At 40.3% G+C, this 18,141-nt stretch carries 18 protein-coding genes; 8 read left to right on the forward strand and 10 right to left on the reverse strand.

Going from position 1 to position 18,141, the window contains the following annotated elements; genetic code table 11:
* The first annotated feature begins 123 nt into the window (after nucleotides 1–123).
* The 3 genes from ACFQZJ_RS15775 (at nucleotide 124) to ACFQZJ_RS15785 (ending at nucleotide 2,112) form a co-directional block, all read left to right on the forward strand.
* Nucleotides 124–432 carry a T9SS type A sorting domain-containing protein gene (locus tag ACFQZJ_RS15775; RefSeq protein ID WP_379935838.1) on the forward strand — a complete coding sequence of 103 codons (309 nt, stop codon included), beginning with the start codon at nucleotides 124–126 and terminating at the stop codon, nucleotides 430–432.
* Between the two features lie 176 nt (nucleotides 433–608).
* Nucleotides 609–932, forward strand: coding sequence for a T9SS type A sorting domain-containing protein (locus tag ACFQZJ_RS15780; RefSeq protein WP_379935839.1), 324 nt, complete (start codon nucleotides 609–611; stop codon nucleotides 930–932).
* A 190-nt stretch (nucleotides 933–1,122) separates the two neighbouring features.
* The gene (locus tag ACFQZJ_RS15785) at nucleotides 1,123–2,112 is read left to right on the forward strand and encodes a LuxE/PaaK family acyltransferase (RefSeq protein WP_379935840.1); all 990 of its coding nucleotides are present in this window, start codon (nucleotides 1,123–1,125) and stop codon (nucleotides 2,110–2,112) included.
* Here ACFQZJ_RS15785 and ACFQZJ_RS15790 read toward each other — a convergent pair.
* On the reverse strand, nucleotides 2,109–2,558 hold the full coding sequence (locus tag ACFQZJ_RS15790; protein WP_379935841.1) for a hypothetical protein: 450 nt from the start codon (nucleotides 2,556–2,558) through the stop codon (nucleotides 2,109–2,111). The genes ACFQZJ_RS15785 and ACFQZJ_RS15790 overlap by 4 nt on opposite strands.
* A 98-nt stretch (nucleotides 2,559–2,656) precedes the next feature.
* On the reverse strand, nucleotides 2,657–3,952 hold the full coding sequence (tyrS, locus tag ACFQZJ_RS15795; protein WP_379935842.1) for a tyrosine--tRNA ligase: 1,296 nt from the start codon (nucleotides 3,950–3,952) through the stop codon (nucleotides 2,657–2,659).
* 102 nt (nucleotides 3,953–4,054) lie between these two features.
* Between tyrS and ACFQZJ_RS15800 the strand changes: the two genes are divergently transcribed.
* The gene (locus ACFQZJ_RS15800) at nucleotides 4,055–5,059 is read left to right on the forward strand and encodes an NAD-dependent epimerase/dehydratase family protein (protein ID WP_379935843.1); all 1,005 of its coding nucleotides are present in this window, start codon (nucleotides 4,055–4,057) and stop codon (nucleotides 5,057–5,059) included.
* Here ACFQZJ_RS15800 and ACFQZJ_RS15805 read toward each other — a convergent pair.
* Genes ACFQZJ_RS15805 through ACFQZJ_RS15815 form a run of 3 tightly spaced genes read right to left on the reverse strand, consistent with a single transcriptional unit; the run spans nucleotide 5,043 to nucleotide 7,548 of the window.
* A complete protein-coding gene (locus tag ACFQZJ_RS15805) occupies nucleotides 5,043–5,483 on the reverse strand; it encodes a DUF4296 domain-containing protein (protein WP_379935844.1) in 441 nt (146 codons plus the stop codon). The two genes, ACFQZJ_RS15800 and ACFQZJ_RS15805, sit on opposite strands and share 17 nt — an antisense overlap.
* A complete protein-coding gene (locus tag ACFQZJ_RS15810; protein ID WP_379935845.1) occupies nucleotides 5,480–6,817 on the reverse strand; it encodes a dihydroorotase in 1,338 nt (445 codons plus the stop codon). Before ACFQZJ_RS15810 ends, ACFQZJ_RS15805 begins: the two co-directional genes overlap by 4 nt.
* Nucleotides 6,818–6,819: 2 nt before the next feature.
* Nucleotides 6,820–7,548: a polyprenol monophosphomannose synthase gene (locus ACFQZJ_RS15815; protein WP_379935846.1), complete on the reverse strand. Its 729-nt coding sequence runs from the start codon at nucleotides 7,546–7,548 to the stop codon at nucleotides 6,820–6,822.
* A 130-nt stretch (nucleotides 7,549–7,678) separates the two neighbouring features.
* On the opposite strand from ACFQZJ_RS15815, the gene ACFQZJ_RS15820 reads away from it, so the two are divergent.
* The 3 genes from ACFQZJ_RS15820 to ACFQZJ_RS15830 are packed head-to-tail and all read left to right on the forward strand — an operon-like array spanning nucleotide 7,679 to nucleotide 10,757.
* A complete protein-coding gene (locus tag ACFQZJ_RS15820; RefSeq protein ID WP_379935847.1) occupies nucleotides 7,679–9,355 on the forward strand; it encodes an ArnT family glycosyltransferase in 1,677 nt (558 codons plus the stop codon).
* Nucleotides 9,352–10,005, forward strand: coding sequence for a DUF4271 domain-containing protein (locus tag ACFQZJ_RS15825; RefSeq protein ID WP_379935848.1), 654 nt, complete (start codon nucleotides 9,352–9,354; stop codon nucleotides 10,003–10,005). The genes ACFQZJ_RS15820 and ACFQZJ_RS15825 overlap by 4 nt, the downstream gene beginning before the upstream one ends.
* Before the next feature lie 8 nt (nucleotides 10,006–10,013).
* Nucleotides 10,014–10,757: a uroporphyrinogen-III synthase gene (locus ACFQZJ_RS15830; protein ID WP_379935849.1), complete on the forward strand. Its 744-nt coding sequence runs from the start codon at nucleotides 10,014–10,016 to the stop codon at nucleotides 10,755–10,757.
* 74 nt (nucleotides 10,758–10,831) lie between these two features.
* On the opposite strand, the gene pckA is transcribed toward ACFQZJ_RS15830, so the two are convergent.
* From pckA to ACFQZJ_RS15855, 5 genes are all read right to left on the reverse strand, one after another.
* Nucleotides 10,832–12,448, reverse strand: coding sequence for a phosphoenolpyruvate carboxykinase (ATP) (gene pckA, locus ACFQZJ_RS15835; RefSeq protein ID WP_379935850.1), 1,617 nt, complete (start codon nucleotides 12,446–12,448; stop codon nucleotides 10,832–10,834).
* Between the two features lie 264 nt (nucleotides 12,449–12,712).
* The gene (locus ACFQZJ_RS15840) at nucleotides 12,713–13,843 is read right to left on the reverse strand and encodes a glycerate kinase (RefSeq protein WP_379935851.1); all 1,131 of its coding nucleotides are present in this window, start codon (nucleotides 13,841–13,843) and stop codon (nucleotides 12,713–12,715) included.
* The gene (locus ACFQZJ_RS15845; protein ID WP_379935852.1) at nucleotides 13,840–15,309 is read right to left on the reverse strand and encodes an SLC13 family permease; all 1,470 of its coding nucleotides are present in this window, start codon (nucleotides 15,307–15,309) and stop codon (nucleotides 13,840–13,842) included. The genes ACFQZJ_RS15840 and ACFQZJ_RS15845 overlap by 4 nt, the downstream gene beginning before the upstream one ends.
* 265 nt (nucleotides 15,310–15,574) lie before the next feature.
* Nucleotides 15,575–16,006, reverse strand: a complete 432-nt coding sequence (locus tag ACFQZJ_RS15850; RefSeq protein WP_379935853.1) for a hypothetical protein — start codon at nucleotides 16,004–16,006, stop codon at nucleotides 15,575–15,577.
* 275 nt (nucleotides 16,007–16,281) lie between these two features.
* Nucleotides 16,282–16,665 carry a DUF423 domain-containing protein gene (locus ACFQZJ_RS15855; RefSeq protein ID WP_379935854.1) on the reverse strand — a complete coding sequence of 128 codons (384 nt, stop codon included), beginning with the start codon at nucleotides 16,663–16,665 and terminating at the stop codon, nucleotides 16,282–16,284.
* Nucleotides 16,666–16,747: 82 nt separating this feature from the next.
* Between ACFQZJ_RS15855 and ACFQZJ_RS15860 the strand changes: the two genes are divergently transcribed.
* Nucleotides 16,748–18,121: a saccharopine dehydrogenase family protein gene (locus tag ACFQZJ_RS15860; protein ID WP_379935855.1), complete on the forward strand. Its 1,374-nt coding sequence runs from the start codon at nucleotides 16,748–16,750 to the stop codon at nucleotides 18,119–18,121.
* The last annotated feature ends 20 nt before the right edge of the window (nucleotides 18,122–18,141 follow it).

Consider the following 18,141-nt stretch of genomic DNA (forward strand, 5'->3'; position numbering starts at 1 on the left):
AAGCCCGTTATTTTCGGGCTTTTTTTACGTTTCATCGAAAAAATACAATAAAGAGTAGTCTAGTTTTACGATAGGTCAATAGATTTTCTATCTTTGTGGCATAGCATTTGTAACTAGCTATATATGAAGCAAATCTACTTTATCATTTTCTTCTTGTTTATTTCCTTTAGCTATGGGCAAAGTGCTCAGGGTAAAGGAGACATAGATGGTTTTACAATGTACCCAAATCCGGTTTCTACAGGTAAGGTTTATATATCCACTACCAACAACGATGCTAAGGAAATTCTCATTTATGATGTTCTAGGTACTCTAGTGCTAAAAACCACCATTTTACGCAAAGAACTGAACGTAAGCGATCTTGATGCCGGTGTTTATGTGTTGCGTGTTTTTGAAAAAGACAAAGTAGCTACCCGAAAGTTGATTATCAAATAATTGTCCCTCGTTTCCGTTTCTTCTTTAGTTTACTCAGTGTCGACCATCGGCAAAAAAAACCGATGAAAAACGCAGCGTATTCCATTGACCTACAAAATACTAGCTTTCACAACATTTTCCGGTAATCCCTAAACTGCTGATGTACCTTTACTGTGTTGACCCCAAATCAATACAAAATGAAAAAAATTTACTTTATCCTACTTCTAGGCTTTTCACTTACGATTCAGGCTCAGGATAACACGCTACCGGTACAAAACCAAAATACTGAAATATCAGGTTTTAAACTCTATCCAAATCCTGCAACGGCAGATATTGTTTATGTCACCACGGAACAAAATGCAGTAAAACAAATACGGGTTTTTGATGTATTTGGCGAACTCGTACTTACCGACAGGATCTCTAACAAGGCATTGGATATTTCTCGCCTGTCACCCGGAGTATATATGGTACAAGTCGTTGAAAACAATAAATCCATTAATCGCAAACTTGTTGTGCGATAGCCATTTGGTTATGTTTTAAACCAACATCTTTGGATAAAAGCTAGAAAACATACCCTTTAAAACTAAAGCTAAGACCAGCCTTTTGACTTAATTAATTCGTAAGCAGCAACACCCAAAATCAGCATACTAACTAAACTAAATACAGCTCTTCCCGTTTCTATATCTACCTGTGTTTCCTACCTTTGCTCCTATGGAAAAGGAAGCACATAACGACCATCTGTTTCAGATCAAGACCGAGGCAGAGTTCTTGGCCATCGCCTTAGAAACCTTTCGTTTTCAATACACCAACAACGGTGTATACCAATCATTCTGCGAGTACCTTAAAGTAAGTCCAGAAAAAGTCATCAACTTGGAGGACATACCCTTTTTACCCATTCAATTTTTTAAGAATAAAAAACTCGTAAGCACTACCGATTCCCCACAGGCAATTTTCACAAGCAGTGGCACCACGGGAAGCACCGCCAGCAAACATCTTGTGACTGATATTGGTCTTTACGAGAAGAGTTACCTAGCCGCTTTTGAGCAATTTTACAGCAAGCCTTCCTCTTTCTGTATCCTTGCCTTATTGCCTTCGTATTTGGAACGGAAAGGTTCCTCGCTTATCTATATGGTAAACGATCTTATAAAAAAATCCGGACATCCTAAGAGTGGTTTTTTTCTTAATGATTTTAACCGTCTGAAAGATAACTTAGACGCATTAGAAGCATCAGGGACCAAAACCCTATTGATCGGGGTCTCATTTGCCCTATTGGATTTTTGTGAACAGCATCAACTGGATTTAAAGCACACGATTGTCATGGAAACCGGAGGTATGAAAGGCCGCCGAAAAGAACTTATACGGGAAGAGCTGCACAAGCTGCTGAAAAAAGGTTTTGGGGTTGACCGAATACATTCCGAATACGGGATGACGGAACTACTTTCACAAGCCTACTCCAAAGGAAACGGTGTATTTAATTGTCCGCCATGGATGCGGTTATTAGTGCGGGACACCGAAGACCCACTTACCTACTTAACCTCGGGAAAATCAGGAGGTATAAATGTGATTGATCTCGCAAACAGGAACTCATGCTCTTTTATTGCCACCCAAGATCTGGGTAAGAAATATGAAGATGGTAGTTTTGAAATTATAGGTAGGTTTGATGCTTCCGATATCCGAGGCTGTAATTTGATGGTGCTTTAGTCCGCCACCAGAACATAATCAAGACCCGGACCATCGCAGGCCATCCAAGTATTCGAAATCTCGGTGGCCGACCTGTATATCAAAACTTCCTTTTGGTCGCCAAAACAATTTCCAATTAATCCATATCCCTCGGTATAGGATAGCTCCAAATAATCGGCATCGTCATTTTCATATTCCACCACTTCAAAAGTGCCCGCGGCTTTAGAGACAACTCCGGCCCTTTCCCTTTCTTTCTGAAACCTACCGTCCGGACAAAAAACGTAGTATTCCTGCCATTCCATATCCGCCCCTGTCGTTGTAGAATTGGCCATACTTCCGGACATACGAACCAATTCCCATCTTTGGTCTGCGAATTGCAGCTCGGTTTCTTCAAATGCCGAAGTATCCGGTACTGAACAGGAGAACACCATAAACAGGACAACAATGGTTATGTATAACTTATTCATGTTAAAAACCTATAGGTTTACCTAAAAAAAGATGTAAAACCTTCCAAATGGTTGCGTTGGCAATTAAATTTTATATGCTTTCGGCTGCCTCGATAATCCTAATTAACTACCAGAACAAAGTAGTTCTTTTTACCCCGTTGTAACAGCACAAATTTTTCGTTAATAAGGTCTTCTTTCGTTATTAAATAATCCTCTTTTACTTTTTCCTTGTTTACGGAAACTGAATTCTGTTTTAACTCTCTGCGCGCTTCTCCGTTGGACCCTAAAAAACCTGTTTTGGCCGACAGCGCAGCGATCATATCCAGGCCACTTTCCAGTTCCGATGCAGAAATTTCCGCTTGCGGTACGCCATCGAACACGTCTAAAAAGGTTTTCTCGTCCAAGCCTTTGACATCTGTTCCGGTAGACTTGCCAAAAAGAATGGCACTTGCCTTAACGGCATTATCCAGATCATCTTGAGAATGCACCATTACCGTAATTTCATCTGCCAAACGTTTTTGGAGCAGTCGCGTATGGGGCGCTTCTTTATGTTGGGAAACCAGTTCCTCAATTTCTCCCTTAGGTATAAATGTGAAAATTTTGATATACTTCTCGGCATCCATATCGGAAGTATTCAACCAATACTGATAAAATCGATACGGCGATGTTCTGTTGGCATCCAACCAAACATTACCACCTTCGGTCTTACCAAATTTGGTGCCATCGGCCTTCGTAATCAAGGGGCATGTAAGTGCAAAACCTTTACCGCCACCAATTCTCCTTATGAGTTCGGTACCGGTGGTAATATTTCCCCATTGATCACTGCCGCCCATCTGCAAGGTGCAGTTGTGCTCTTTATACAAATGCAAAAAATCATATCCCTGTACCAATTGATAGGTAAACTCCGTAAAGGACATACCTTCTTTTGCTTCGGAGGACAAACGTTTCTTAACCGAATCCTTTGCCATCATATAATTTACCGTAATATGCTTTCCTACGTCCCTGATAAAATCCAAAAATGATATATCCTTCATCCAGTCGTAGTTATTTACCAAAACCGCAGCATTCTCCGCATCACTTTCAAAATCCAAAAATCGGGAAAGTTGTTCCTTTAATGCCTTCTCGTTGTGGCGCAGTGTCTTCTCGTCCAACAAATTTCTTTCTGTAGATTTTCCAGACGGATCACCTATCATTCCGGTTGCGCCACCAATAAGCGCATAAGGTTTATGCCCAGCCAACTGAAAATGGCGTAACATCATTACCCCTACCAAATGACCAATATGCAAGGAATCTGCCGTAGGATCTATACCTACGTAAGCAGATTGCATTCCTTCCAATAAATGCTCTTCCGTGCCGGGCATTGCATCGTGTAACATTCCTCTCCATTCCAATTCCTTAACAAAATTCAAAGTCATTCGTATTTTTATTTGATACTATGCAAATATAAAAGGAAATCCGCAGGCTATCTACCTGAAATTATGGGGAATTTATTTCTATGTATTCCCTAACTTTGAGCTATGGTTTTAGTTACCGGAGGTACAGGGTTGGTAGGTTCACATCTTTTATTGGAATTGGTACGTTCCGGGACAAAGGTTAGGGCAATTTACAGAACGGAACACAAACTGGCCCAAGTAAAAAAAACATTCTCCTATTACACAGCTGATCCACAAGCAGTATTTGACAAAATTGAATGGATCCAAGCGGATATTCTGGACATACCGGCCTTGGAAATTGCTTTTATCGATATTCACTACGTATATCATGCAGCAGCTTTAATTTCCTTTGACCCCAATGATTTCGATACTTTACGGAAAATTAATGTTGAGGGTACCGCGAATATCGTTAACCTCTGTGTAGCGTACAAGGTAAAGAAACTTTGTTATGTAAGCACCATCGGGACAATCGGAAGAAGCTTGCCCAACAAGAAAGCCACCGAGGAAAATGAATGGACTGCGCAACGCACAAACGTATATGCATTGACCAAATATGCCGCCGAAATGGAGGTTTGGCGCGGATCACAAGAGAACCTTGAGGTCGTTATCGTAAATCCCGGTGTTATTTTAGGGCCGGGTTTTTGGGAAACGGGTAGTGGAAAATTCTTTAAAGCGGCTAACAAGGGTTCCAAATATTACCCGCCGGGAGGAACCGGTTTTGTAACCGTTGCAGATGTTGTTAGAATTATGATCGGTCTGTTAAAATCCGATATTGTGCAGGAACGCTTTATTCTCGTTGCAGATAACTTGACGTTTAAGGATATACTAACCCGGATTGCGCTGGCCATGAAAAAAAAACCACCGGTCAAGGAGTTAAAAATATGGCAACTAAAGATTGGCCGGTATTTGGATATATTGAATAATGTATTGGCAGGAAACGAACGGAGAATAACCAAAAACACGATCTATTCCCTACAGCATACCAAAGTTTACAGCAATGCCAAAATTAAAGCGGCCCTTGATTTTGAGTTTGAAGACTTGGAAAATACCATACAGCTATGTGCCGAACATTTTATTTCTGATCGTTAGCAATTTTTTTAGGTATTGCCTTTAAACTGTCATTCTTCCTTTGCAAGGCTTGGCGTTCTAGCAGCTTTAGGCTGTCGTTGATTTTCTTTTGCGCATCCAAAATCTCTTTCTTTTCTGTTAGCGAGGCTTCGATCTCTTCGTACATGCTCAAGTATTCCAAAGGGATGGAAGCGTAGTATCTGTCGCTTTCCACGAACATGGTGGAATCGATGTCGTATTTTTCAAAAAGATGTGTTGTTGGCTCTATTCCGTTTTCCTTTAAAATCTTGGTATTGGTTGTCCTACCCGCGTTTAAAATGGCCATTTCCTCCAATATGGCCACCATTTTGTCCCTAGGGATGAGATTCTCGGGTTTTTCGATTAGCTTTTGCACACAGGATACCATGACAACTAACACCGATAAGATACTTATAGATTTTTTCATGATCTATTGAACGTAAGTCTTTTTGCATTTCGCTCTTCGGAGAACACACCATTTTCATAAGCTAAATGTCCGTTGACAAAGGTATGCGTAACCGAAGCCTTGAACATTTGTCCTTCAAAAGGGGACCAACCGCACTTGTATGCTATGTTCTCCCTGGTTACCTGCCAAGGACTATTTAGGTCAATAATCGCAAGATCTGCGTAAAAACCTTCACGAACATACCCTCTTTTTTCTATTTGGAACAATATGGCAGGGTTATGGCACATTTTCTGAACCATGGTTTGCAAACTAATTCTGCCTTCTATATGTTTTTCCAACATGGCGGGCAAAGCATGCTGTACCAATGGGCCGCCACTTGGTGCTTTGGTGTATACATTTTCTTTTTCCGCACGTGTGTGGGGCGCATGGTCCGTAGCCACAACATCTATTCTATCGTCTAAAAGCGCCTCCCATAAAGCATCCCGATCTTGAGCCGTCTTTACTGCGGGATTCCATTTGATAAACGCTCCTTTTTCCTTATAATCGGCATCTGAAAACCATAAATGATGTAGACATACCTCAGCTGTTATTTTTTTCTCCGATAGCGGAATATCGTTTCGAAACAAATCCATTTCCTTTGCCGTGGACAAGTGGAACACATGTAATCTTGCTCCCGTTTTTTTTGCAAGTGCAATAGCGCGGGACGACGATAAATAACAGGCCTCTTCACTTCTTATAAGGGGATGGTATTCCATAGGGATATCATCCCCGTACCTATCCATATATTCTGCTAAATTGCGTCTAATCGTAGTTTCATCCTCACAATGAGCGGAAATAACCATATCGGTACTCCTAAAAATTTGCTCTATTACCTTTTCGTCATCCACCAACATATTACCGGTAGAGGAACCTAAAAATAGCTTGATACCGGAGCAAGAGTTCTTGTCCAATCGTTTTAGTTCCTCTAGGTTATCATTGGTTCCACCAAAAGGAAACGAGTAATTCGCATACGCGGTTTTACTTGCCACAGCAAATTTTTGTTCCAACTTTTCTATGGTAGTGGCCTGTGGTACGGTATTGGGCTGTTCCATGAACGTGGTAATTCCGCCCCCAACCGCTGCCCTACTTTCCGTGGCTATTGTTCCTTTATGGGTAAGGCCAGGCTCCCTAAAATGCACTTGATCATCTATGATTCCCGGTAAAATATATTTTCCGGCGGCATCTATTACTTTGGCTTTCGCATCGGAGATTCCAGGGGCTATTTTAACAATAAGCTCACCGTTCAGCAATATATCTACCTCTTGTATCTTGCCCTCATTGACAAGTTTTCCGTTCTTTATAAGTGTTTTCGTCATAATTAAAACTTATTTCTTTGAAATAGACTTTTTAGTTTCATGGAAAAGACACCCCAAATTGCTTCGGTAATAATCGCAGAACTCATTTTGGATTTACCACGTACCCTGTCCCTGAAAATAATTGAAATCTCCTGTATATTAAAATTCTTTAAGTACGCCCTAAATTTCATTTCTATTTGAAAAGCATAGCCTACAAAACGCACCGAATCCAAATCAATGGCCTCCAGAACAGCCCTTTTGTAACACACAAAACCCGCCGTTGGGTCATCTACACGCATACCTGTGACCATTTTCACATAAAATGAGGCCCCATAGGACAACAACACCCTGTATAATGGCCAATCTACTACGTTTACACCTTGTTTATACCTAGATCCAACAGCGACATCAGCCCCATTTTCGCATGCTTTAAGCAAGCGCAACAAATCTGTAGGGTTGTGCGAAAAATCGGCATCCATCTCAAAGATATACTCGTATTTGTTCGCGATACACCATTTGAACCCATGTATATAGGCGGTACCCAAGCCCGACTTGCCCGTACGGGTTTCTAAAAATAACTTCTCTGGAAATTCTTTTTGTAACATGGCAACGGCCTCGCCCGTACCATCAGGTGAATTATCATCTACTATAAGGATGTGAAACTCCTTTGGCAACTCAAAAACGGCCCTGATAATAGGTTCAATGTTTTCGATTTCGTTGTAGGTTGGAATTATTACAATGCTGTTGGCCATAAAATACTACCGTATTTAAACAAAAATACTATTTTAATACCGGTGCAAGAACAAGGTCGAGAGCTTTATGATTTTTTTAAAAATTGAATGATGTACAGAATTTGTAGTTTTGCACCAAGTAAAACCGACCATGTTAAAGGAGATACCTAAGCAGTTTTATTATTTTTTGGCCGTTATCCTGGTACTCAATCTAGTTCAATCATATTTCACCGAACTGATCTACGATGAGTCTTACTATTGGTACTATAGTCAGAATATGGCTTGGGGTTATTTTGACCATCCTCCTATGGTAGCCTTGCTTATAAAAATAAGCAGTCTTTTTTTTAATGGCGAGCTCGGCGTACGATTTATGAGTAGCATCCTATCCGTTGCGAACATATTGGTTTTGTGGTTACTTATAGATCACCCTAAAAAAAATACATTCATCCCGCATTTTTTCGTTCTGGTTTTTTCGATGACATTACTTAACGCGTATGGGTTCCTTACCCTACCGGATACGCCTTTGTTATTCTTTACTTCCTGCTTTTTGTTGGTATACAAGAAGTTTATCGACAAACCCTCTTTAGGGCTGTCGATTGTGCTTGGCGTTGTAATGGCCTGTTTAATGTACAGTAAATACCATGCAGTACTGGTTATTATATTCGTGCTCTTATCCAACCTAGCGCTTGTTAAGAACAAATACGCGTGGTATGCCGTCATAATCGCATTGTTTTGCTATGCCCCGCATTTTTATTGGCTCTACCAACAAGACTTTGTCTCTATAAACTATCATATTTCCGAGCGCCCAAACGGTGCTTACAGTTTTGAGAAGTATACCTTGGGATTCTTTGTGAACTTGGTAGCTATTTTTGGACTAACGTTTCCGTTCATATACCAAGCCCTGTTTAAAACTAAGGCGAGTGGTCTATTCAATAAAGCGCTTCTGTTTTTAACCTATGGTGTCATCGTCTTTTTCTTCCTCTCCAGCTTTAACAGGAGGATACAGACACAATGGGTCATCCTTATTTGCATTCCCATGGTTGTTTTGGTGTTTGAGTATATGATGCAAAACAAAACAAATGCGAAATGGATATATCGTTTAGGACTTGCCAACATCATTATAATATTTTACCTCCGCATTGGTCTGGTGCATCAGCCTTTATTGTTCAATATGCACTATGAAACCCATGGAAACAAGGAATGGGTTAACAAAGTGGCCCAAGAGGCGAGGGATACACCTGTCGTTTTTGAAAACTCCTACAGAAACGCATCCATGTATGCTTTCTATAGCGGCAACACCTCTTTTTCACTGAACAATGTACGATTCCGAAAGAACCAATATTCGATAGACAACACTGAAGAAACGGTAAGAAGCAAAAAAATACTCTATATAACGAAATATGCCAAAGAAGGACCTTTTACCTTTACCAAAGCAGATGGGGGTAAGTATTACGGTACTTATATTGATAATTTCAGCTCGTACCGAAAACTCCAATGTATCATGGATATGGAAAAGGATGCTATACAATTAGGAAAAATGCTCGATTTCAAGGTCTATAACCCTTATAGCTTTGAAATTCCGTTACATGAATTAAAGTTTGGGGTTGCCTATCTAGATCGCTACAAAAAAGTAAAAGAACTAGTCCCCTTGACCGTAGAAACCACAAAAGAACAAACCGGATTATTACAAGCAAGGGATACCATGTTTTTAAAGATCGCTCCACCGGTAGCGACTAAAATTAAGAATCCTGCTTATTTCAGAATAGTTGTTTCAGAGAACAATCTGTATTTTGGACTTAACGGAAAACCCATATCCTTAGCCCAATGAACCCCATTTTAAGAACTCCCGAATCATTGGATTGGATTACACTGCTCATTTTCGGTAGTCTGATCTTCGTGATTATTGCAAAGAGTCTATACTACGTTCGTTTTCTGAATTTTATGGTATTGCCTTTCAATAACAAGTATATATTCATGTACAACAAAAAAGAGCGGCTAGTCCATCGGTTCCATGTTCTTTTTACCATTTTTCAAGTCATCAATACCGCGTTATTCCTTTTCTTCGTAAACAAACATTTGTTGGCTTCCGGAGCTGGAGATTCCCCTTATTTATTTCCGTTGGTACTGATAGGTATTTTTTTATTCCTTCTTATCAAGACCGTCTTACAATTAGCGAACGGGTCTATTTTTGGATCTCAATCCACAATTAGTGAAATCATATTTAAGAAAACATCTTATCTGAACTACGGAGGCATCCTATTTTTCATGGCGAATCTATTACTTGCTTACGTAACGATCAGTCCTACCGTTGTGATTTTCATAACGATATTCTTATTCTTAGGTATTAATATAATTGGTTGGGTATTAGTGCTGAAGAATTATCAAAACTTCATTGCAAACTATTTCTTTTATTTTATTTTGTACCTTTGCACTCTCGAAATTGCACCCTTAGTAATAATAGGAAGCCTTCTCAAATAGTGCGACATATGAAAGTAAAAACGATTTTGGTATCTCAGCCCGAGCCAAAAATGGAAAATTCTCCCTATTCCAAGCTAATTGACAAAGAAAAGATAAAGGTAGATTTTAGACCGTTTATACATGTAGAAGCTGTGGACGCGAAAAGTGTTCGCCAGCAGAAGATAGACCCTAAAGAGTTTACCGCTATTATTCTTACAAGCCGTAATGCAGTTGATCATTTTTTTAGGATTGCAGAAGAAATGCGATTCAAGGTTCCGGACAGCATGAAATATTTTTGCCAGTCCGAGGCCGTTGCCTACTATCTTCAAAAATACGTGGTTTATAGAAAACGTAAAATATATGTAGGCAAAAGACAATTCTCGGAGTTGATACCACTTATTAAAAAATACAAGGACGAAAAATTCCTGTTCCCTTCTTCGGATGTTTTAAAACCTGAACAACCGGAATTATTGGATACCTTGGGTATTTCTTGGAAAAGAGGCATATTCTATAAAACCGTTATAAGTGACTTATCCGACTTAAGAAACGTCTACTATGACGTACTCGTCTTCTTTAGCCCATCCGGTATCGAGTCTTTACTGCAGAATTTCCCTGATTTTGAACAAAAGGATACAAGAATTGCAGTATTTGGAAATTCTACCGTAGACGCCGCAACCGGAGCGGGTCTTAGAATAGATATCAAGGCACCGACACCCGAAACACCATCGATGACGATGGCACTGCAGAAATACATTACCAGCGTTAACAAATAAGAAACGCCGGCATAGCAATACAGCATAAAAAAACCGGCACTACTGCCGGTTTTTTTATGGGTATCGAATTCTATCTAAAATCCATAACGCTGTGGGCCACCTCTCCTGATCTCCTCACTGGCGTAACTTTCAAACTTCTTAAAATTCTCCCTAAATGCATTCGTTAACTTAAACGCTGTAGTGTAGTATTTTTGATCGTTGTTCCAAGTAGCTCTGGGACTAAGTACAGCTGTTGGCACACCTGGGCATTCCCTAGGTTGTGCAACCCCAAAAACAGAATGTATGTGGTACTTGTCATACGAGTACAATCCTAGATCACCGTTTAAAACGGCATTGATCATTGCTCTGGTATACTTTAATTTCATTCGTGTTCCTATGCCGTAAGGTCCACCTGTCCAACCCGTATTCACCAACCATACCGCTACACCGCTCTCCTTCATTTTCTTACTAAGCATATCTGCATACTCTGTAGGATGTAAAGGCATGAACGGAGCACCAAAACAGGCAGAAAAAGAGGGTTGGGGCTCTACAACACCCGCCTCGGTACCTGCTACTTTGGCCGTATAGCCGGATATAAAATGATATGCCGCCTGACTAGGGGTAAGCTTTGAAATTGGGGGCAGTACGCCAAAAGCATCTGCAGTTAAAAAGAAAATATTCTTAACGTTCTCACCAATAGAGGGTCTTCGTATGTTATCGATATGATAAATAGGATAACTAACGCGCGTGTTCTGTGTTATTGAGGTATTGGTAAAATCAACATTTTTAGCATCGTCCAAAACCACATTTTCCAATATCGCGCCAGGTTTTATAGCACCATAAATTTCGGGTTCTTGCTCCTCGGATAAGTTAATGACTTTTGCATAACACCCACCTTCAAAATTAAAAACGGTATTCTTACTGGTCCATCCATGTTCGTCATCGCCTATGAGCTCCCTGTTCGGGTCTGTGGACAAGGTTGTTTTTCCTGTTCCGGATAAACCAAAGAAAATAGCGGTATCTCCATCTTTTCCCACATTGGAAGAACAGTGCATAGGCAGGGTATTCTTTTCAACCGGGAGGATAAAATTTAAGGCCGAAAAAATACCTTTCTTGATTTCCCCCGTATAACCGGTGCCACCTATCAAGGCTATTTTTTTTGTAAAATTGAGAATCGCAAAATTATGCTGCCGTGTACCGTCTTTGGATGGGTCTGCCATAAAACCAGGTGCATTTATCACCGTCCATTCGGGAGTAAAGTTTTCCAACTCGTTATCCGTAGGCCTTAAAAACATGTTGTACGCAAACATGTTGGACCAAGGATACTCGTTTATTACCCTAATATTCAATTTATATTCCGGATCCGCACAGGCATAACAATCGCGAACAAATAGTTCTTTATTGTTCAAATAATCAATAACCTTTTTATGCAGGGCATCAAAGGTATCCGCCGAAAAAGGAATATTAATATTACCCCACCATACTTTGTCTTTTGTAATAGTATCCTCTACAATAAACCTATCCATCGGAGACCTTCCCGTAAACTCTCCGGTATGCACGGCCAAAGTACCGTTGGCAGTTTCCGTCCCCATTTTATTTTCTACAGTGATAGACTGTAGTTGGCTAGGACTTAATTGATACTGTATGTTCTCGTGCGTAATACCATAGTCTTTTAACGAAATCGTTTTCGTCGTCTGGTCGGATGCAGTCATATATTCGAAATTTATTTTGGGCAAAGCTATTAAAATTATATTTCAAGCAAGTTTGTTTAAACCGTTAATCAAAAGAATATCGGTAGAATTATACTATCCATATCCGATGCTAAAAACTATTGAAAATAACAGGTTGTATGTTACAAGAGTTTAGGTTTAAATCGAAAAATAAACGATTATATTGTGATTTTAATAAAATAAAATACTTTTTTTAAGATTTTCGTACTTTATATTCCAAATGCTATTTTGCATTATATGTACTATTTAAGTTGCACTTTTATAGAATTTTTCCATAGCTTTTATCAGTAAATCTTGGGCGTTTTTCAGGTTATAGGAAAGAGGTTTGTTGGCATTCTGAATTTCGATTACATCCGCAATACCCATTTCCTTTAGCGTAGTCATCTCAACATCCAACTGTCCGCAGACCGCGATTACGGGTATATCAAATTTCTTTCCCAAACTCAAGACACCCTGTACCAGTTTACCGCTAAGGGTCTGTGCGTCTATCCTGCCTTCACCGGTAATAATATAATCAAATGTTTCCGATGCCATAGTGGTCTCAATCTCAGAAAGCTTAAGTATAAAGTCGATACCATGCAGGAATTCGGCATTTAGAAAACTTTTAAGTCCATAAGCTGCTCCCCCAGCTGCACCAGCACCTGAAAGTACCGAATTATCACTTCCAAACAGATGCGTTACCACCCGGTGTAAATTTTGGAGGCCTTTGTCCAAAGCAACAATGACCTTAGCCGAAGCACCTTTCTGCGGGGCATAAACAAATGCAGCACCGTCTTCACCAAATAAAGGGTTCGTTACATCGTTCACCGCAAAAAATGACACCTCTTTCAATAGGGCGGAAACACAGGAAGTATCAATGTGACGAACATGTAACAAGTTCTTACCTATAGGTTTCAGTACGTTACCTTCATCGTTCAAGAACACAAAGCCTAATGCGGCGGCAATTCCAATACCTCCATCGTTCGTGGCACTACCGCCCAATCCTACGTAGATATTACGTGCGCCTTTTTCAATCGCATCTTTGATCTGCAATCCTGTGCCATAAGTAGAAGTTATCATAGGGTCGCGCTCCTTAACGCTAAGCAATTCCAGACCCGATGCGTTTGCAAGTTCTATGTAGGCAGCGGACTCTTCTTGATTGTACAGATAACTACATAGCCTTGCTCTACCCAATGGATCCTCACCCACTGTTTGGATACCTATATATGGTTTGTACCGCGCAATTGCATTTAAAAAACCATCGCCACCGTCCGACGCCTTGATACTATGGAAAGCCGCTCTTGGTTGTACTTTTTCTATCCCAAGTTGAACGGCGCGAGCTACCTCCTCGCTGGTCAACGATCCTTTAAACTTGTCTGGAATCAATAGAAATTTCATTCTTTCAGCTGATCAGGAAACGTATCTATGACAAGGCCCCATAACTCCGGTAAAACAAAGTAAACAAATAGGGTTACCGTAAAAATAGATACTACGTTCATAAAAAGACCCTTACTTACCATATCGGGAATTCGCAAATACCCGGAGCCAAATACCACGGCGTTAGGTGGCGTTGCCACCGGCAGCATAAATGCACATGAGGCAGCGACGGCTGCCCCGACCATCAACACAAAAGGATGCACGTCTATGGTCAACGCCATGGGCGCCAGTACGGGTAAAAGCATAGCTGTAGTCGCTAAATTAGAGGTAATCTCGGTGAGGAAGTTTACGGCCGCCACAAGTACCAAGATCAGCAATAAAATAGGCAGACCGGAAAGCGCCGTCATTTGACCACCGATCCAAGTAGCCAGTCCGCTCACCTCAAAACCTTTGGCCAATGCCATACCACCTCCAAAAAGCAAAATGATGCCCCACGGCATTTTTACGGCTTCTTCCCAGTTGATCAATTGTTCCCTTTTATTCTTGGCGGGAATCAGGAACAAAACGATGGCAAAAAATATAGCGATAATAGTATCGTCCAATGCCGGTAAGAATTTCTGAAGCAGAAAGGAACGGGATATCCAACAAAAGGCCGTAGCGGCAAAAATAAAGGCTACCATTTTCTCCTCATAGGATAACGGGCCTAGTTGGTTCAATTGTCGTTTTATTTCCTGTTTTCCACCGGGGAATTCAACTTGTTTAAATTGAAAGGCATACCGCGTTAAATACTTCCAGCAGATAAACAGCAAGATGATAGAAATAGGCAGTCCAAAACTAAACCATTGCATAAAAGTTATCTCATAACCATACGTATCTAAAACTACCCCTGCCAAAACTAGATTAGGAGGCGTACCGATCAACGTGGCCACACCACCTATAGACGCACTATAGGCTATGGCCAACATCAAGGCTTTTCCAAAGGTCTGGTTTTCGTCTTCAATGGTATCCGGGTTATCCCTTAACTGCTTAATGATCGCCATACCTATGGGGAGCATCATTACCGCGGTAGCCGTATTGGATATCCACATGGACAAAAAAGCCGTTGCCACCATAAAGCCCAAAATTATTTTACGAACATCCGAACCTATAAAATTAATAATCGTCAAGGCTATACGTTTATGAAGGCTCCACTTTTCAATAGCAATAGCAATAATGAACCCGCCCATGTAAAGGAATACATATTTGTGCCCAAAGGAAGCAGCGGCAGATGACAGCTCCAACCCACCGGACAAGGGAAACAGCACCAATGGCAACAAGGCCGTAACTGCAATAGGTATGGCCTCTGTAATCCACCATATAGCTATCCAAACGGTAGTAGCTAAAACAGCATTTGCTTCTTGTGAAAGTCCTACAGGTTGAAAAAAGAATAGTATTAAAAAGAACGATAGCGGCCCCAATAAACGACCTATAAATTTTGTTCGATTCATATTTATATACCTATGGAGAATATAATAGGCAAGGAAACCCGTTGTTTTTGTGTGTAATAAGAGTTTACGCTTGTGCTTATTTCTACCTCTATTTTGTCAATTCAAAACCTTTGAACCACGTTGCAGTCAAAGGATATTTTACGGCACCTAAATCTAATACTTTATACGCTATCTACCATAGCTATCCATCATTGGCTCTTAGCATACTATTTACCTTTAAACCCTTCCCATTCTTGAATATCTTGTGAAGAAACCAACTAAACCTTTAAACCCCAAATTGTTTTAAATGATGATTTAGGTGATATACAGCAAGTTCATGCCAGCGTTTATTTGAAATTTCTCCTAAATACGGATGAACAGCGCATTTATAATTTTTCGTAAAATTTGAGAATTCCAGAATATGTTGTTTTAAAATTATCTTATCATTCTCCAAGTTAGTGGCTGTAGTTCCCTCACCTTCAGTTTGTCCAAATCCGCTTGGTGCGGGTACAGATTTACCTGTTTTAGCAATCGCGATTATATCGTTAGGGTTTATTTTTCCATATTCGTTCGCCTTCTTTACGCCTTTCGCCATTCTGTAAAAATCCGCACAATGACAAACCATTTGATTCACGTTCATTTTGCCAAAAGATGGTTTTGATTCAAGATTTAAACGCTCGATTCTTCCAAAAAACCTTTGTATTTGAATTTCGGTCACCCTAATTTATATTTTAAAGGACAAAAAAACTACTGATAACCCCTTAAACACCTTAAAAGGAACCATAGAAGTCATTTAAACTTTTTCCGTTCGCTCAAAAAGCGCCCTTATTCACTGCGTGCTGCAGCCGGCTACTCATTCAAAAGCCAAATGCTTTTGTTTCTGCCCTGTTTTTTTCCTTCCGTAGCGATGCTATGCAACTCATAAAAGTATTCAAATGTTCAAAAAACATCTAATTTTCGCTTGAACCCGAAAAGTTTAAACCACCTCATAAGCTATTTGCCTTTATATATACTATAGCCCAATACCCCCCATGCAGTAATGAGCAAAGTACCGCCGATAGGGGTTATAAATGCAATCACCTTAAAATCAAAATCAAACAAACCATTAATGGCCAACAGATAAATAGAAAAGGAGAACAGCACAATACCCACAATTACCAAATAAAAAACAGACTGTTTTACGCGGTCGGACAAACCTGGCAAAAAGCCCAGCACATATAAGAAAAAGGCATGGTACATCTGATAGCGTACACCGGTTTCAAAACTAGTAACGGCCTTGGCGTCCACAATCTTCTGTAACCCATGTGCTCCAAAAGCACCCAATAAAACAGCCAACAGACCTAAAACGGATGCTGTTACAAAAATTGTTTTGTTCATAACTTAATTCTCTCCATTTTTTATAAATGTAACAATTTGATACCTTAGTTCATCGTTCTATAACAAAAGTAAGCAATACAAAATGTCGCGAAAAATTTTGGTAGTAGGTGCCGGTAAATCCACCTCATATTTATTAGATTATTTCTTGGATAAATCCATAAGTGAGTCCTTACATCTTACCATTGGGGATTTGAACCCCGAATCCATTCCAACAAAAATAGCATCACATCCTAACTGTAAGGCCCTTGAATTAGATGTGTTTAAAGATGAGGAACGTGCGGCGGCAATTAAAAATGCAGATATCGTAGTTTCCATGCTACCCGCTAGATTTCATATAAAAGTTGCAGAAGACTGTATAAAATTCAAAAAGCACTTGGTTACCGCGTCCTATGTGAGTCCCGAAATAATGGAACTGGACGAGGCAGCTAAAGAGAACGGACTGGTTTTCATGAACGAGATCGGTCTAGACCCCGGTATTGACCACATGAGCGCCATGCAAGTCATTGACCGAATTCGTGACAAAGGCGGTAAAATTCTATTGTTCGAATCCTTTACCGGAGGCCTGGTGGCACCGGAGTCGGACAACAATCTTTGGAACTACAAATTCACTTGGAACCCTAGAAATGTAGTCTTAGCCGGACAGGGCGGAGCTGCAAAATTTATACAAGAAGGAACTTATAAATTTATACCCTATCACAAATTATTTCGTAGGACAGAGTTTTTTGAAATTGATGGTTATGGCCGTTTTGAAGGGTATGCCAACCGAGATTCTTTAAATTACAAGGAAGCCTACGGATTACAAAATGCGCTTACTATTTACAGGGGCACCATGCGACGGGTGGGATTTTCAAAAGCATGGAATATGTTCGTGCAGTTAGGTATGACAGACGACAGCTATACCGTAGAGGATTCTGAAAACATGACCTATAGGGAGTTTGTGAACCTTTTTTTACCATACTCGCCAACAGACTCCGTAGAGCTGAAATTACGCCACTACTTAAAAATAGATCAGGACGATATTATGTGGGACAAACTCACAGAACTAAATCTTTTTGACACTGAAAAACGTATTGGACTTAAAAATGCCACTCCGGCTCAAATCCTTCAAAAAATCCTTGAAGACAGCTGGACATTAGCCCCGGAGGACAAGGACATGATCGTCATGTACCATAAGTTCGGTTACGAAATTAACGGCAAAAAAGAACAGATCGATTCCAATATGGTAGTGCTTGGCGAGGATCGAACCTACACTGCCATGGCAAAAACCGTAGGACTTCCCGTAGCGATCGCCACACTGCTCATATTAAACAAGAATATAACCCAACCTGGCGTTCAGATTCCTATTTCAAACGAGGTTTACACTCCAATACTTAAGGAACTGGAGAACTATGGGATTAGCTTCAAAGAACACCATGTACCCTATTTAGGCTATAACCCGGATACTGTAGCCAGTTAAGAAAATTTTGTTCACCGTAA

Source organism: Maribacter chungangensis, from assembly GCF_042676845.1.
Lineage (GTDB): Bacteria > Bacteroidota > Bacteroidia > Flavobacteriales > Flavobacteriaceae > Maribacter > Maribacter chungangensis.

What these genes read in the sequence shown, in the direction of transcription:
- ACFQZJ_RS15830 (WP_379935849.1), top strand. Translation starts at nt 10,014, where the DNA reads ATGAAAGTAAAAACGATTTTGGTATCTCAGCCCGAGCCAAAAATGGAA.
- ACFQZJ_RS15775 (WP_379935838.1), top strand. Translation starts at nt 124, where the DNA reads ATGAAGCAAATCTACTTTATCATTTTCTTCTTGTTTATTTCCTTTAGC.
- ACFQZJ_RS15860 (WP_379935855.1), top strand. Translation starts at nt 16,748, where the DNA reads ATGTCGCGAAAAATTTTGGTAGTAGGTGCCGGTAAATCCACCTCATAT.
- ACFQZJ_RS15800 (WP_379935843.1), top strand. Translation starts at nt 4,055, where the DNA reads ATGGTTTTAGTTACCGGAGGTACAGGGTTGGTAGGTTCACATCTTTTA.
- ACFQZJ_RS15805 (WP_379935844.1), bottom strand. Translation starts at nt 5,483, where the DNA reads ATGAAAAAATCTATAAGTATCTTATCGGTGTTAGTTGTCATGGTATCC.
- ACFQZJ_RS15820 (WP_379935847.1), top strand. Translation starts at nt 7,679, where the DNA reads ATGTTAAAGGAGATACCTAAGCAGTTTTATTATTTTTTGGCCGTTATC.
- ACFQZJ_RS15815 (WP_379935846.1), bottom strand. Translation starts at nt 7,548, where the DNA reads ATGGCCAACAGCATTGTAATAATTCCAACCTACAACGAAATCGAAAAC.
- ACFQZJ_RS15780 (WP_379935839.1), top strand. Translation starts at nt 609, where the DNA reads ATGAAAAAAATTTACTTTATCCTACTTCTAGGCTTTTCACTTACGATT.
- ACFQZJ_RS15845 (WP_379935852.1), bottom strand. Translation starts at nt 15,309, where the DNA reads ATGAATCGAACAAAATTTATAGGTCGTTTATTGGGGCCGCTATCGTTC.
- ACFQZJ_RS15855 (WP_379935854.1), bottom strand. Translation starts at nt 16,665, where the DNA reads ATGAACAAAACAATTTTTGTAACAGCATCCGTTTTAGGTCTGTTGGCT.
- pckA (WP_379935850.1), bottom strand. Translation starts at nt 12,448, where the DNA reads ATGACTGCATCCGACCAGACGACGAAAACGATTTCGTTAAAAGACTAT.
- ACFQZJ_RS15785 (WP_379935840.1), top strand. Translation starts at nt 1,123, where the DNA reads ATGGAAAAGGAAGCACATAACGACCATCTGTTTCAGATCAAGACCGAG.
- ACFQZJ_RS15825 (WP_379935848.1), top strand. Translation starts at nt 9,352, where the DNA reads ATGAACCCCATTTTAAGAACTCCCGAATCATTGGATTGGATTACACTG.
- ACFQZJ_RS15840 (WP_379935851.1), bottom strand. Translation starts at nt 13,843, where the DNA reads ATGAAATTTCTATTGATTCCAGACAAGTTTAAAGGATCGTTGACCAGC.
- ACFQZJ_RS15790 (WP_379935841.1), bottom strand. Translation starts at nt 2,558, where the DNA reads ATGAATAAGTTATACATAACCATTGTTGTCCTGTTTATGGTGTTCTCC.
- tyrS (WP_379935842.1), bottom strand. Translation starts at nt 3,952, where the DNA reads ATGACTTTGAATTTTGTTAAGGAATTGGAATGGAGAGGAATGTTACAC.
- ACFQZJ_RS15810 (WP_379935845.1), bottom strand. Translation starts at nt 6,817, where the DNA reads ATGACGAAAACACTTATAAAGAACGGAAAACTTGTCAATGAGGGCAAG.